The organism is Kitasatospora sp. RG8 (genome assembly GCF_017813315.1).
Classification (GTDB): Bacteria; Actinomycetota; Actinomycetes; order Streptomycetales; family Streptomycetaceae; genus Kitasatospora.
Genome location: NZ_JAGIYX010000003.1, coordinates 294,945 through 308,402, shown reverse-complemented (window position 1 = coordinate 308,402; position 13,458 = coordinate 294,945). Strand labels below are relative to the sequence as shown.

The 13,458-nt window shown below is 74.5% G+C and carries 13 protein-coding genes; 11 read left to right on the top strand and 2 right to left on the bottom strand.

All coding sequences use genetic code 11. The features are described 5' to 3' along the window. Positions 1-90: 90 nt before the first annotated feature. From J5Y04_RS06680 to J5Y04_RS06650, 7 genes are all read left to right on the top strand, one after another. Positions 91-1,026 carry a RimK family alpha-L-glutamate ligase gene (locus J5Y04_RS06680; RefSeq protein ID WP_245204373.1) on the top strand — a complete coding sequence of 312 codons (936 nt, stop codon included), beginning with the start codon at positions 91-93 and terminating at the stop codon, positions 1,024-1,026. Positions 1,027-1,064: 38 nt separating this feature from the next. After that, on the top strand, positions 1,065-1,889 hold the full coding sequence (locus tag J5Y04_RS06675) for a glutamate racemase (protein ID WP_209410888.1): 825 nt from the start codon (positions 1,065-1,067) through the stop codon (positions 1,887-1,889). A 776-nt stretch (positions 1,890-2,665) separates the two neighbouring features. Continuing rightward, a complete protein-coding gene (locus J5Y04_RS06670; protein ID WP_209410887.1) occupies positions 2,666-3,838 on the top strand; it encodes a magnesium and cobalt transport protein CorA in 1,173 nt (390 codons plus the stop codon). 418 nt (positions 3,839-4,256) lie between these two features. Then, positions 4,257-5,726, top strand: a complete 1,470-nt coding sequence (locus J5Y04_RS06665) for a hypothetical protein (protein ID WP_209410886.1) — start codon at positions 4,257-4,259, stop codon at positions 5,724-5,726. A gap of 142 nt (positions 5,727-5,868) precedes the next feature. Beyond that, on the top strand, positions 5,869-7,320 hold the full coding sequence (locus tag J5Y04_RS06660; RefSeq protein ID WP_245204372.1) for an MFS transporter: 1,452 nt from the start codon (positions 5,869-5,871) through the stop codon (positions 7,318-7,320). A 173-nt stretch (positions 7,321-7,493) separates the two neighbouring features. After that, entirely contained in the window at positions 7,494-8,102 is a 609-nt protein-coding gene (locus J5Y04_RS06655; protein WP_209410884.1) for a TetR/AcrR family transcriptional regulator, read from the top strand. A 116-nt stretch (positions 8,103-8,218) separates the two neighbouring features. Continuing rightward, positions 8,219-8,431, top strand: a complete 213-nt coding sequence (locus tag J5Y04_RS06650; RefSeq protein WP_209410883.1) for a hypothetical protein — start codon at positions 8,219-8,221, stop codon at positions 8,429-8,431. Positions 8,432-8,441: 10 nt separating this feature from the next. On the opposite strand, the gene J5Y04_RS06645 is transcribed toward J5Y04_RS06650, so the two are convergent. Then, complete coding sequence (locus tag J5Y04_RS06645; protein WP_209410882.1) at positions 8,442-8,834, bottom strand: hypothetical protein; 393 nt, start codon at positions 8,832-8,834, stop codon at positions 8,442-8,444. 216 nt (positions 8,835-9,050) lie between these two features. Here J5Y04_RS06645 and J5Y04_RS06640 point away from each other — a divergent pair, with 216 nt between their 5' ends. The 3 genes from J5Y04_RS06640 (at position 9,051) to lepB (ending at position 11,633) form a co-directional block, all read left to right on the top strand. Beyond that, positions 9,051-9,290: a hypothetical protein gene (locus tag J5Y04_RS06640; RefSeq protein WP_209410881.1), complete on the top strand. Its 240-nt coding sequence runs from the start codon at positions 9,051-9,053 to the stop codon at positions 9,288-9,290. 535 nt (positions 9,291-9,825) lie between these two features. Beyond that, positions 9,826-10,560 carry a helix-turn-helix domain-containing protein gene (locus J5Y04_RS06635; RefSeq protein ID WP_209410880.1) on the top strand — a complete coding sequence of 245 codons (735 nt, stop codon included), beginning with the start codon at positions 9,826-9,828 and terminating at the stop codon, positions 10,558-10,560. Between the two features lie 53 nt (positions 10,561-10,613). Beyond that, positions 10,614-11,633 carry a signal peptidase I gene (gene lepB / locus J5Y04_RS06630; protein ID WP_209410879.1) on the top strand — a complete coding sequence of 340 codons (1,020 nt, stop codon included), beginning with the start codon at positions 10,614-10,616 and terminating at the stop codon, positions 11,631-11,633. A gap of 134 nt (positions 11,634-11,767) precedes the next feature. Here lepB and J5Y04_RS06625 read toward each other — a convergent pair whose 3' ends face one another. Further along, a complete protein-coding gene (locus tag J5Y04_RS06625; RefSeq protein WP_209410878.1) occupies positions 11,768-12,595 on the bottom strand; it encodes an alpha/beta fold hydrolase in 828 nt (275 codons plus the stop codon). A 449-nt stretch (positions 12,596-13,044) separates the two neighbouring features. Between J5Y04_RS06625 and J5Y04_RS06620 the strand changes: the two genes are divergently transcribed. Further along, entirely contained in the window at positions 13,045-13,311 is a 267-nt protein-coding gene (locus J5Y04_RS06620) for a hypothetical protein (protein ID WP_241002314.1), read from the top strand. Positions 13,312-13,458: the final 147 nt, after the last annotated feature.

Sequence of the window (13,458 nt, the reverse complement as noted above, 5' to 3'; positions counted from 1 at the left end):
CGCAGACCGGTCGGGTTCCGGCCACTCGCCGCCGGAGCGGCGGATAACGCGTTCTTGCCGGTACGGGAGGCGCAGCGGTTCCATGGCCGCATGGGTCCCCACGAGCTCGTCCTGATGACCGACCACAGCTCGACCGAGGGCAGCCGGGAGACCCTCTCCACCGCCGTGCGGCTGCTCACCGGCCGGGTGCCCGTCCACCTCGACGCGCGGCACTTCATGAGCGGCGGCACCGGGCGGATCAGCAACGCGGGGCCGGGCGGCGCGGTGCGCCTGGAGGTGCCCGCCGAGGGCGTCGCGGTGACGGCGGAGGCGGTGCTCGTCTACGAGATCCCGCCGCACCGGCGCCGCGACTTCGAGCCGTGCCAGCGGCGGCTCCGCGCATTCGGGGTCCGCTCGCTCGGAACCGACGCCGAGGCGTGGCGGGCGGCCACCGAGAAGGACCGCACCGTCGAACGGTTCGCGCGCGACGGCATCCCGCAGATGCCCACGATCGCGCTCTCCCGGCCGAGTCCGGAGGCCGCCGTCGAGGCCTTCGACCGGCTCGGCGGCGACGTCTGGGCCCGGCCGACCGTCGGCATGGGCGGCAACGACGTCTTCCACCTCACCACCCGCACCCAACTCGCCGCAGCCGCGGACCACTACGCCGCGGCGGGAGCCGACTGGCTGCTCGCCCGCGACGCCGGGAACTTCACCGCCGACGGCCGGCGTCACCAGTACCGGGTGGTGGTGCTCGCCGGGCGGGTCGTCCGCGCGGTGGAACACGTCCAGCCGGACCCGGACGCGCCGTGCAACGAGTGCCAGGGCGCCGTCTCCACCCTGCTGACGGAGGCCCGACTCCCGGCCGGGCTGGCCGAGTTAGCGGTGTCCGCCACGAAGTCCCTGGGACTCCCGCTGGCCGGGGTGGACCTCGCGGCGGAGAACGGCGGGGTGGTCTTCGAGGTCAACGTCCACCCGGTGTTCGGCACCGCCGGCGGCCTGGAGACGGTCGCCGTCCCGTACGCCGCCGCCCACCTCGCCCCGCGGTAGCGGCGCCCGGCCGGAGGGCGGCTGGTACGTTCCCCTCCATGACAGTGGCATTGATCGACTCCGGATTCGGCCTCCTGCCCACCGCCGGGTGGCTTCGGCACCTCGCCCCGGAGCTCGATCTGCTTCTGCTCCTGGATCCCGAGGGCGCCCCCTGGGGCCCGAAGACCGCCTCCTTCGTCACGGACCGCCTGCTCACCGCCGCCCAGCTGGCCACGGAGCGCGGCGCGGAGGCCATCGTGGTCCCGTGCAACACCGCCACCGTCACCGCGATCGACGCCCTGCGCGAGAGGTTCGAGCCCCGCGTTCCCGTGATCGGGACCGTCCCCGCGGTGAAGCCGGCCGCGGCAACCGGCCAGAACCTCGCCGTGTGGGCGACCGTCCGTACCACCGAGAGCGACTACCAGCACCGTCTGATCGCGGAGTTCGCGAACGGCACGCCGGTCGCGCGAATCGCGTGTCCAGGCCTGGCCGAAGCGATCGACCACGGTGACATGACTGCCGCAGCAGAGGCGATCGCCGACGCGGCCGAGCGAACCCCCCGGGACTGCGACGCCGTGGTGCTCGGATGCACGCACTACCCCCTGGTGGCTCCGGAGATTCTGCGGAGCCTGCCCGCCGGAACCACCCTGTACGACAGCGCGGAGGCAGTCGCCCGCCAAGCACTGCGACGACTGCACCGCACCCGGGAAGCGGACGGCGTCCTGGGCTCCATCGACGTGGTACTGAGCGGTCGCCCCGGCCACCTCCCGACAGGCGCGCACGCCTATCCGGTGGGGCGCGCCCTGGCCGCCGCGGCGCGAGTACCCCGCGAAGCTCTCATCTCCGCGACGACCCGCGCCTCGGTGGCTGCGCCGGCTTTCTGAGCGAAACCCCCGCCCTGTTCGCGGCGTGCCGCTCTGCGCGAGCACCCGTTCCGTCACGTGATCAGGGCCCGGCACAGGCCTCGGAGTTGCCGCCGCGACGGCGGGCGGCGCGGACGGGAGGCGGAGTTGTCACCACGACGGCGGGCCGTGCAGACGGGAGGCGGAGGGCGGACGGGCCACGTAGCGGGAGAACGAGGGGGAGCCGGCGGGAGGGACCACGCCGGAACGGGCGGCGGCCGGGTACCGGGCCTGGGGTAGGGTGCTGGATGCGGGCCTCGACGCCTTCCACGACACCGCCCAACACGGCCCGGTACCGCCCGACACCGTTCGCGAGGGCGGGAAAGCGGCGGGAGGACGGGGGAGAGCGGGGCGCGAGTCACGCGCCCGGCCAACCCCTGGAACGGCTCGGCCGTGGGAGGCCCATGCGGCAGCCGGCCGTGCCATGCCCACCGGGCTGGTCCCTCGCCGGCGGCCAGGTGACGGCGACCCGGTGTGCGGGTGCCCGACGGCGAGGAGGTGAGAACTGTGGAGTGCAGTAGTCCGGGTCGAAGTCGGCCCCGCCCCAGGATGTCCCCCTCGTCCTCCGGCACCCGGCACCCCTCCTCCCGTTCCGCTCCCGCCTTCCGCCGCCCTACCGCCCGTCGCTGACACCGGCGGGCACCGCCGGGCGGCCGGGCGCCGTGCGCGGTGGAGGACGGCCGGGAGCCTCCCTGCCTGCCCCGCCCCGGAGCCCCGGTCCCGGGAGCGGTGGACACCGAACCGTGGAGGTACCCGCCATGTCCGACTGGCGTGTGCGCGCCGTGCGCGCGAGCAAGCGTCCGTTCTCCCGCCCCAGCCTGGCCGCGGCCCGCGCCGGTGACGCCCAGCCGGCGCCCGAGCACTCGATGGACCCCCGGCACGAGCAGCCCACCGAGCCGGTGACGCTGGAACGTTCCGTCGTCGACGCGGCGGTCTACCACGACGGCCACCGGGTCGGGGAGCCCGCCGGACTGGCCGACATCTACCGCCAGCTGCCCGGCAAGCCCGGCACGATGGCCTGGATCGGGCTGTTCCGGCCGGCGGAGGCGCAGCTGCTGGAGGCCGCCGAGCGGTTCGGCCTGCACGAACTGGCCGTCGAGGACGCCATCGTCGCCCATCAGCGCCCCAAGCTGGAGCGCTACGGCGACACCCTCTTCGTCGTGCTGCGCGCCGCCCGGTACCTGGACGACGTGGAGGAGGTCGACTTCGGCGAGATCCACCTCTTCGTCGGCCCCGACTTCGTCCTCACCGTGCGCCACTCGCAGGCGCCCGACCTGTCCGCCGTACGCCGCCGGCTGGAGGCCGACCCGGAGCTGCTCGCGCTCGGCCCCGAGGCGGTGCTGTACGCCGTGCTGGACGCCGTGGTTGACGGCTACGCGCCGGTGATCGCGGGGCTCCAGCACGACATCGACGAGATCGAGACCGAGGTGTTCGGCGGCGACCCGCAGGTCTCCCGGCGCATCTACGAGCTCTCCCGCGAGGTCATCGAGCTCCAGCGGGCCACCCGGCCGCTGCTGGAGATCATGAAGAGCCTGGAGGCCGGCTTCGGCAAGTACGGCACCGACGACGAGCTCCAGCGCTACCTGCGCGACGTGGCCGACCACGCCACGTACGCGGCCGAGCGGGTGGACGGCTTCCGGCAGATGCTGCAGAACATCCTCACCGTCAACGCGACCCTGGTCTCGCAGCGGCAGAACGAGGAGATGAAGCAGCTGGCCGAGGCCGGGCACGTACAGAACGACGAGATCAAGAAGATCTCCTCCTGGGCGGCCATCCTCTTCGCGCCGACCCTCATCGGCACCGTTTACGGCATGAACTTCGACACCATGCCGGAGCTGAAGTGGGCCTTCGGGTACCCGTTCGCGATCGCCATGATGGCGCTGGTCTGCACGGGGCTGTACCTGGTGTTCAAGCGCCGCAACTGGCTCTGACCCGGGGGCGCCGCCGGGTGCGCGGCCCGCTGGGCCCTGCTCCTGCCCGTACTCCTGCCCCTGCGCCTGCCCCTGTTCCCGCCCCGAGCCCTTGCCGTCGGCATCCTGACGGGGATCGGCTGCCGACGCGGTGACGCGCTGGCGCGGTGACGCGCTGGCGCGCGTCAAGAAGGCGTCAAGACCGCTGCCCGGCCGCGTCAAGGACGCGTCAGGGACGGCCTCACCCCCCGAGGCCGGGGCATAGCGTCGGCGCTGAGGAAACGGTTCCGCTTTCGCTCTGTGGGGGAGCGAGGGCGGGACCGTTCTACGGGGAGGGGGACGCGCGGCCATGGCCACGGCGGATTCGGGTACAGCAGGTTCGGGTACAGCGGGTGCGGATACGGGCGTCGGTCCGGGCAGGACGGGCTCACCGGGGGAGGTGGAGCCCGGACCGGCGGTTCCCGCACCGCGGGCCGGGGCCCTGGCGCGCGTCCTCCCGCTGCCCATCGGCCGGCCGACGCGCTGGAGCACCCCGCGCCTGGTCCGCGCCCTCACCGCGCTGTGTCTGGCCGCCCTCCTCGCCGCGGGAACGGCGGCCGCAGGTGTGCTGACCGGTGCCCGCGCCGACACCGATGCCATCGGCCACCGGGACGCCCGGCAGGCGGCCCGCGCGGCCGACCTCTACTTCGCGCTCAGCGACCTGGACGCCCAGGCCGCCAACCTCCTGCTGCTCGGCGCCGACCCGGACTTCTCGTCGCTGCGCCGCCAGACGCTCGACAGCTACGAGCAGCGTCGTGCCCAGGCCGACGCCGACCTCCAGCAGGCCGCCGAGGCGGCCGCCGGCGACCCGGCCGGACAGCGTGCCGTACAGACCGTGCTCGGCCAACTCGGAGGCTACGAGGCGCTGGTGGCCCGCGCCGAACTGCTGGAGGAACAGGCCGGTGCCCCGGCCGGGCAGCCCTCCGCGGCCGCGCTGGACGCCTACCGCCAGGCCACCGACCTGCTGCGGCAGCGCCTGCTGCCCGCCGCCGACGAGGTCGGCGCGGCGAGCGGCGCCACCGTGGACCGCGTCTACGCCGGGGGCCGCGACGGCCTCGCCACCGGGTGGTGGTGGCTGCTCGGCACCGGCCTGCTCGCGCTGGCCGCCCTCGCCGGACTCCAGCGCCTGCTCGCCGTCCGTTACCGACGCCTGGTGAATCCGCCGCTCGCCGCCGTCACCCTGCTGACGGCCGTGGCCCTGGCCGTCGGCCTCCACCTGGTGACCCGGGCCGACGACCACCTGGTGGTCGCCAAGAGCAACGCCTACGACTCGGTGATCGCGCTCAGCCGGGCCCGTGCGGTCGCGTACGACCTGAACGCGGACGAGAGCCGCTACCTCACCGACCCGGCCCGCGCCGCCGCCTACCAGCAGAGCTTCCTGGACAAGACCCAGGCCGTCGCACGGGTCGACGGCGCCACGCTCGCCGACTACAACGCCCGGCTGGCCACCGCGGCGGGCCGCCACCGCGCCGACCACGCGGTGGTCCCGTTCGGAGGCTTCCTCGGCACGGAGCTCCGCAACATCACCTTCCCGGGCGAGCAGGAGGCCGCCGAGCGGGTGCTCGCGGCGTTCCAGGCGTACCAGCTGGACGACCGGCGGATCCGCGAACTGCGCGACGCCGGGCGGCTGAAGGAGGCGGTCACGCTCAACACCGGTCTGGCGCCCGGGCAGTCCAACTACGACTTCGAGCGGCTGGGGCGCGCGATCGGCGACACCATCGACGTCAACACCCGGGCGATGGACGACGCCGTCGCGGCGACCGACTCGGACCTCGACACCACCACGGCCACCCTGGGCGCGCTCGCCCTGGCGATGGCGCTCGCCCTGACGGCGCTCGGTGTCCGCCCGCGGCTGCGGGAGTACCGGTAGGGCGGCCGGCTGGGCGGTGAGTAAAACTGAACAAAGGTGTTCGACTTAGTGCGTCGACTCCGGCTAACCTAACCCGAACATGACTGTTCGAGTTAGGGGGCTCTTCATGCACGGACCCAGGCACGAACCCACGCACGGACCCATGCACGCAGCCGCGCACGGACCCACACCCGCCCACGCCGGCCCCGCCACCGGTCCGGGGCGATGGCGGGCGCTCGCGCTGCTCTGTGCGGCCCAGTTCATGCTGATCGTCGACGTGACGGTGGTGAACGTCGCCCTCCCGTCGATCGCCGAGGACCTGGCGCTCGGACGTTCCGGTCTGACCTGGGTCGTCGCCGCCTACGCGCTGACGTTCGGCGGGCTGCTGCTCCTCGGCGGCCGGCTCGCCGATCTGCTGGGCCGGCGACGGGCTTTCCTGGCCGGGCTGACGGTCTTCACCGCTGCCTCACTGCTCTCCGGGCTCGCCTGGACCGGCGGCGTGCTGATCGGCGCCCGCGCCGCCCAGGGTGTCGGCGCCGCGCTGCTCTCCCCGGCGGCCATGGCGATCATCACCACGACCTTCCACGGACCCGAACGCCACCGGGCCCTCGGCATCTGGGGTGCGATCGGCGGCAGTGGGGCGGCGCTCGGCGTGCTGCTCGGCGGCGCCCTGACCGACGGGCCCGGCTGGGCCTGGATCTTCTTCGTCAACGTCCCCGTGGGGCTCGCCGTCCTGGCCCTCCTGCCGCACCTGGTCCCCGCCCCGGCCCCCCGTCGGCCCGGCGACCCCCGGCCGCCCGCTCTCGACCTCCCGGGCGCCGTCGCCGGGACGGCCGCCGTGGCCCTGCTCGTGTACGGCCTGGTGCACGCGGGCGAGGCGGGCTGGCGCAGCCCCGGCGCACTCGCCCCGCTGGCCGCCGTCGTGCCCGTTGCCGCCGCGTTCGTGCTCGTCGAGCGCAGGGTGCGTCAACCACTCCTCCCACTCCGTATTCTGACGGATCGTCAAATCGCGGGTGGAACGGTGCTCATGCTCGCCGCCTCCAGTCTGCTGCTCGCCGGTTTCTTCCTCTCCTCCTGGTACGTGCAGCACCGGCTCGGCTACACCCCGCTCGGGACGGGGCTGCTCTTCCTCCCGGCCGCCGTCGGGACGATCGTCGGCGCCCACGGTGCGGCCCGTGCCCTCGGCCGGTTCGGCTTCCGGCCGACCGCCGTGACCGGGTTCGTCGTGGCGGGAGCGGGGGCGGCGCTGCTGGCCCGGCTGCCGGGCGGGGGCAGTGCGGCGGTGGAGTTCCTGCCCGGGTTCACGCTGCTGGCGGCAGGGCTGGGCGCCGGATTCGTCAGCGCCACCACCACGGCGACGAACGGCGTCGGGCACGGCAACGCCGGGCTGGTCTCCGGTCTCGTCAACACCGGCCACGAACTGGGCGGCGCCCTCGGTGTGGCACTCGCCTCGGCGCTCGCCGGGCCGAGCCTCGCTGGCACCGGCGGCATGTCCGGTTTCCGCACCGCCTTCGCGGCCGCCGCGGTCGCCGCCCTCGTCACGGCGGTCCTCGCCCTCCGGCTGGTGCCGCCGGGCCGGCCGGAGGCGACCGACGGCCCGGTTATCGCCCACTGATTCCCGGTGTTCGTCAGCTGGAGCCCGGGGTTTGGCCGCTGACCCCGGTGTTCGCCCGCTGACCCCGGTGTTCGGCTGTCGGCCCCACCAGGCCGCATTGGGCTCCACCGGGCCCGATCCGGCCCGGATCGGGCACCGGCCGGGCGTGGCCGGACCCCGCGTAGGCTGCCGCCATGACACCGACCGACAGCCCGCGCCGCACGCCGACCGCACGGCGCGCCGACGCGGAACGCAGCATCACCGCGATCCTCGACGCCGCCCTGGTCTGCTTCGGCCGCAGCCCCGACGCGACGATGACCGAGATCGCGAAGGCGGCGGGCGTCGGCAGGGTCACGCTGTACGGGCACTTCAATTCCCGCGAGGCCGTCCTGGACGCCCTCCTGGAACGGACCCTCGCCGAGATCGACGCCGCCGCCGACACCATCGGCCTGGAGACCGGCCCGGCGGCGGAGGCCCTGGGTCGGCTCCTCGGCACACCCCGGCTCCTGGAACGCTTCTCGGGCCTCCACGCCGCCGCCGTCCGCCACCTCGGCCCGGAGGACGTCCGGCGCCGGCACGACCCCGTCCTCCAGCGCCTCGACCACCTGATCGCGCGCGGCCAGGACGAGGGCGCCTTCCGTCGCGACCTCCCGCGCCCCTGGCTCATCACCAGCATCTACGCCCTCGTGCACGCCCTCATCGCCGAAGTCGAGGGCGGCCGCGTGCCGGCCGAGGACGCGGCCGCCACCCTGACGTCGACGGTTCTGGGCCTGCTCGCCCCCTATCCGCCCGAGCGGCGGTAGCGGGCACGGTTGCCGGCCCGTCCTGGGTCACAACTCGGCCTCACTGTCCGCCTGTTGGCTGGCGCCTGCACTCCGGGGCCGGGATGCTCGGTGGACCGGGGGGCGAGGGGGCGGCCGTGGGGGAGTACGAGGAACGGGCCCGGGGCGGCGCCGGACGGTGGCGGCTGCTTCTGGGGATGATCGCCGCGGCCGCGGCGATCGGCGGGCTGCTCGGCGGTGCGGTCAGCCTCTTCGTCTACCTGTTCACGGACTGGTTCGACCCGATCGCCGAGTTCGCCCACGACCACTGCATCCGCGTCTGGGGCGGCGGCTGCCGGCGTCAGCCCTGAGGCGGCCGCGCTACCCGGCCACCTCGGCGGTCAGGCGGGCGTACTCGGCCTCCGGATCGCGTTGCGCCCGGTAGGTGAAGTGCAGCCGAAGGGTGCCGTCCGCGCCGGCGAGGGTGGCGAGCGGGGCCGTGCCGGCCGGCAACAGCCGAGCCGCCGTCCACTGTTGCGCGAGGACGGCCAGCACAGTGGCGTCACCGGCCCCCGCGTGACCGGCCCGGGCGTCACCGGTCGTTGCGATCCAGGTGGCCCGCCCGCCGGCGATGGTGGCGAGGTAGCCGGTGGTCAGGACCTCGTCGAGGAGCCACCGGAGGGAGGTGCCGTCCGGGACGTCCCGCGTCCCGGCGTGCGGCGCGTACGTGTCGTCGCCCATCGCGACGCTGTCCCTGGTCAGTTGGACTCTCATGCTGGCAAGCATAGAGAGGCCCCGCAGCCCCGGCCGGAGGTGCAGGGTGCTCTGCCGATCGGGGCATGGTGCGTGTGCGGTGGGCGTGTTGGCTTCCGGGCCATGGGATCACGTGGGGTTCACGGAGCGGCGGCGCAACGGGCGATCGAGGGGTGGCGGGAGCTGGCGGGGTCCGGCCTCGGGTCGGCGGACGGGTTCCGGACGGCGGACCAACTCTTGCGCGGGGCAGTGGAGTTCGACGCCGTCTGCTGGCACACCGCCGAGCCGGCGACGGGACTGGTCAATTCGGTGCGCAGCGACGACCTCAACCTTGACCGCTTCGAGGACGCCGTCCGGCTGGAGGTCTGGGCCGACGACCTCGCCACCTTCCCGAAGATCCGCCACAGCGGTGCCCGGGCCGAGACGCTCAGCCGGGTGACCCGGGGCATGGCCCGAGCACAGCGTCCGCTTCCGTGAGCAGATCGCCCGGGCGGGACTCGGCGACGAGCTGCGCGCGGTCTTCGACGCTCACGGCGGGATGTGGGGCTGCGCCGCGTTCATGCACGCGTCGGACCGGGGGCCCTTCCTCGGCGGACAGCTCGAAGTTGCCGAGGCAGCAGCCCGACACCTCGGCAACGCGCTGCGCACCGGCCACCTGCCGGGTGCCGGCACGGCGGCGGCCAAAGGCGGCGGATGTCGCGGGCCCGCCGAGCACGGCGACGGGCCGCAGGGAGGTCGGACCGACGGCGGCCGGCGCGACTGCGGGCGGTTCGGCGGAGGCCGGCACGGCGCTGCGGGGCGGGCGGGCCGATGCCGGGCCGGCCGTTTTGGTGCTCGGCGGATCTGAAGTCGGTGTTCGCCCAGGCGGGCGTGGCCGGCCGCCGTGAGCTGATCGCCCGGATCATGCTGGCGCGGCGAGCACTGAGGAGGGCCCTGTCTGGGGGCCGGGGCGGCCCCCGCCCGGGTGCTGCCCGTTTGACAAACCGGCTTGCCGGAGCGGCAGATGGAAGGCATGGCCCACCCTCACCACAGCCGCGACCGTGCCGCCGCCAACGTTGCCAAAGCCGCCGACGCCGCCGGCGACGCCAACGCCAAACCCGCCGCCGCCGAGGCCGACGTAAGCGCCGAGGTCACTTCCGGCGCCGACGCCTCCGCCGGCGAGGAGCTCTCCACCGTCCTGGACGCGGTGGGCCCCCGGCTGCGGGCGCTGCGGCGTGAACGGGGCACCACACTGGCCCGGCTGAGCGAGGCCACCGGGATCTCGCTCAGTACCCTCTCCCGGCTGGAGTCCGGCCAGCGCAAGCCCACCCTGGAACTGCTGCTGCCACTGGCCCGGGAGTACCGCGTCCCGTTGGACGAGCTGGTCGGAGCCCCGGCCACCGGTGACCCGCGGGTGCACGCCCGCCCGTTCACCCGGGGTGGCCAGACATTCGTCCCGCTGACCCGCCACCTGGGCGGACTGCACGCCTACAAGCAGATCATGCCCCCGGGCTTCCGGGCCGGCTCCGAGCTGGAACCCAAGGTGCACGAGGGCCACGAGTGGGTTTACGTGCTGGCGGGCCGACTGCGCCTGCTGCTCGGCTCGCAGGACCTGGTGCTCACGGCCGGCGAGGCGGCCGAGTTCGACACCCGGATCCCGCACGCCTTCGGCAACGCCGGGCCGAACGCGGTCGAGTTCCTCAGCCTGTTCGGGGCCCAGGGCGAGCGCATGCACGTCCGGGCGCGGCCGGGAACCTCCGATCGTTAGCTGACAGCGGGGTTCCGTACGGGCCCCGCCAGGCCGTCGGGAGGGGCCCAGGGATGAGTGGCGAGAACACTGCGGAGACCGGCGGGGTGGGCGCGGCGGGCGGCGCGGCGGCGACCGCGGACGGGGCGGTTTCGCAGGGCGGCGGGGCGGGGCTGGAGGCCGGTGCGGAACCGGGGGTCGATGCCGAGGTGGAGGCCGGCGGGGAGCCGGAGGCCGGGAGGCAGCGCAGGAAGCGCCCGTTCTGGCAGGAGCTGCCGATCCTGGTGTTGGTCGCCCTGGTGCTCTCACTGGCCGTCAAGACCTTCTTCGTGCAGGCCTTCTCGATCCCCTCGGGCTCGATGCAGCACACCCTGGAGAAGAACGACCGGGTGCTGGTCGACAAGCTGACCCCGTGGTTCGGCGCCAGGCCCGAGCGCGGTGAGGTGGTGGTCTTCCGTGACCCGGGCGGCTGGCTGGAGACGGCGCCGGAGGAGTCCGGCAACTCCGTCGTACGGGGTGTCAGGAAAGCACTCAGCCTGGTCGGCCTGATGCCCTCGCAGGACGAGAAGGACCTGATCAAGCGGGTGATCGCGGTCGGCGGGGACACCGTCGAGTGCAACGCCGGCAGCCCGGTGAAGGTGAACGGCGTGGCGCTGGACGAGCCGTACGTCTACCCGGGGGCGACCCCCTGCGGCGATTCGCCGGTGGGAACGGTGAAGGTCCCCAAGGACCGGATCTGGGTGATGGGCGACCACCGCAACAACTCCCGCGACTCCCGCTACCACGTGAACGAGCCCGGTGGCGGCTTCGTCCCGGTGGACAACGTGATCGGTCGTGCCTTCGTCGTCGCCTGGCCGGTGAGTCACTGGGACACCCTGCCGGTCCCCGACACCTTCGACCGGAAGGCCCTCGACGACCAGGGGGCGTTCGACAACCGCCAGGCGCAGGCCGGGGCGGGCGGCCCGGTCGGGGCGGACGGGGCCGACCCGCGGGAGGAGCTGCCGGCACCGGAGGCGGCCGCGCTCGCCACCGTCGTCCCGCTGGCCCTCTGGCAGCGCCGCCGCGGCGCCCGGCGGCCGGAGCCGCGGGGGTAGGCGCGGGGGTAGGCCGTCCGGGCGGCGGATGCCCCCGGAGCCGGGCGGTACGCCGTTCTGAGTTCCTGCCGGCCGGGGGCCCGACGGGGCGGGTTTCCCCGCGGGAGGGGCGGAGCGGACCGTCCAGGGTCGGCTCAGGCCTTGAGGAAGTCCAGCAGGTCCGCCTCGAACGCGGCCCGGAACTCGCCGTACAGCCCGTGCGGCGCACCGGGGTAGACCTTGAGCACGTTGTCCGGGATCAGCCGGGCCGTCTTCAGGGCGGCGGCCGCGATCGGCACGATCTGGTCGTCGTCGCCGTGGGCGATCAGCACGGGGACGTCGATCCGCTTGAGGTCCTCGGTGAAGTCGGTCTCGGAGAACTGCCGGACGCACTCGTACGCGCCGCGCGCGCCGACCTGCATGCCCCAGAGCCAGAACGCCCGGCGGAGGCCCTCGGCGCCGGAGAGGTCGGCGCCGGGGCGGTTGAAGCCGTAGAAGCTCTCGCTGAGGTCCCAGTAGAACTGCGAGCGGTTGCCGTCCACCCCGGCGCGGATGCCGTCGAACACCTCCAGCGGGGTGCCTTCCGGGTTGCCCGGGCCCTGGAGCATCACGGGCGGGACGGCGCCCAGCAGCACCGCCCTGGCCACCCGGGCGGTGCCGTGCCGGCCGAGGTAGCGGACGACCTCGCCGCCGCCGGTGGAATGGCCGACCAGGACGACGTCACGCAGGTCGAGCTGCTCGATCAGCTGGGCCAGGTCGTTGGCGTACGTGGCCATGTCGTTGCCACGCCAGGGCTGGTCGGAACGGCCGTGTCCGCGCCGGTCGTGCGCGATGGCGCGGTAGCCGTTCTCGGCGACCAGCCGCATCTGCTCGTCCCAGGCGTCGGCGTTGAGCGGCCAGCCGTGGCTGAAGACGACCGGGCGGCCGCTGCCCCAGTCCTTGTAGAAGATCCGGGTGCCGTCGTTGGTCGTGATGGTGGGCACGGTACTCCTGTGCGCGAGAGGGGCTGGTGAGGGCGGCGCCGGTGCGGCCGCCTGTTCCGTACGGCACCGACGTTAGGCCCGGCAGGGGCCGGGCGCACCGGGAAACGGTGAGTCGGCCCCGTGTCTGCGGGAGTCGGGAGGCCGGACGCGGGAGGCCGGGGTTCGGGCGCGGGGGCCTGGGGCCGGAGTCGGGAGGCCGGGTTCAGCGGCCGGATCCCACGGTCTGGGAACGGTCTGGGAACGGTCGGGGCCGGGCGGGCCGGAGGGGCTGGGCGGGCCGGAGGGGCTGGGCGGGCCGGACGGGTGGGGCAGGGACGGGGTGGTCGTGCCGGGTTCCGGTCCGCTGGGCTCTACACGACTGTAGAGTCGGGCGGGTGAGCTGTACGTCCGGTCGCGCGGCCGTCCCGTTGCGGGGGCCGGCGGCCTGGTCCGGAACGGGAGGCGGAACCGTGGTGGAGAGTCTGCGCAGTCCGGTGCGGGGCGGCGAGCGCGGTGAAGGCCCGGCGGTCGCGGAGGCGGACGTCGAGTGGGTCAGTCAGCCGGTCGAGGTGCACTACGGCGACGGCAGATGGGCGCTCGGCCGGGTCAGCGGCTGGTGGCAGGACGCGGCCGGGGCGCGCTGGTGCCGCTTGCGGGTGGCGCGGAGCGGATCCCCGGCCCGCTGGGAGCCGTTCGATCCGGCCCGGGTGGTGCTGCTGCCGGCCGGCGGGCTCTGAGCCCGGGGGTGCGGGCGGGCCGCCGGCCTGCACCGGCTAAAGTTCTACGCGTCTGTAGAACTTCGGTGGGGGACGCCGCTTGCCGTTGACGGACCGCCACCTCCGGGCCGGGCGCCGGGAGGCGGCGGTCCGGTCGCGCGCGCCGCC

What these genes read in the sequence shown, in the direction of transcription:
- J5Y04_RS06680 (WP_245204373.1), top strand. Translation starts at nt 91, where the DNA reads ATGGGTCCCCACGAGCTCGTCCTGATGACCGACCACAGCTCGACCGAG.
- J5Y04_RS06675 (WP_209410888.1), top strand. Translation starts at nt 1,065, where the DNA reads ATGACAGTGGCATTGATCGACTCCGGATTCGGCCTCCTGCCCACCGCC.
- J5Y04_RS06670 (WP_209410887.1), top strand. Translation starts at nt 2,666, where the DNA reads ATGTCCGACTGGCGTGTGCGCGCCGTGCGCGCGAGCAAGCGTCCGTTC.
- J5Y04_RS06660 (WP_245204372.1), top strand. Translation starts at nt 5,869, where the DNA reads ATGCACGCAGCCGCGCACGGACCCACACCCGCCCACGCCGGCCCCGCC.
- J5Y04_RS06655 (WP_209410884.1), top strand. Translation starts at nt 7,494, where the DNA reads ATGACACCGACCGACAGCCCGCGCCGCACGCCGACCGCACGGCGCGCC.
- J5Y04_RS06645 (WP_209410882.1), bottom strand. Translation starts at nt 8,834, where the DNA reads ATGAGAGTCCAACTGACCAGGGACAGCGTCGCGATGGGCGACGACACG.
- J5Y04_RS06635 (WP_209410880.1), top strand. Translation starts at nt 9,826, where the DNA reads ATGGCCCACCCTCACCACAGCCGCGACCGTGCCGCCGCCAACGTTGCC.
- lepB (WP_209410879.1), top strand. Translation starts at nt 10,614, where the DNA reads ATGAGTGGCGAGAACACTGCGGAGACCGGCGGGGTGGGCGCGGCGGGC.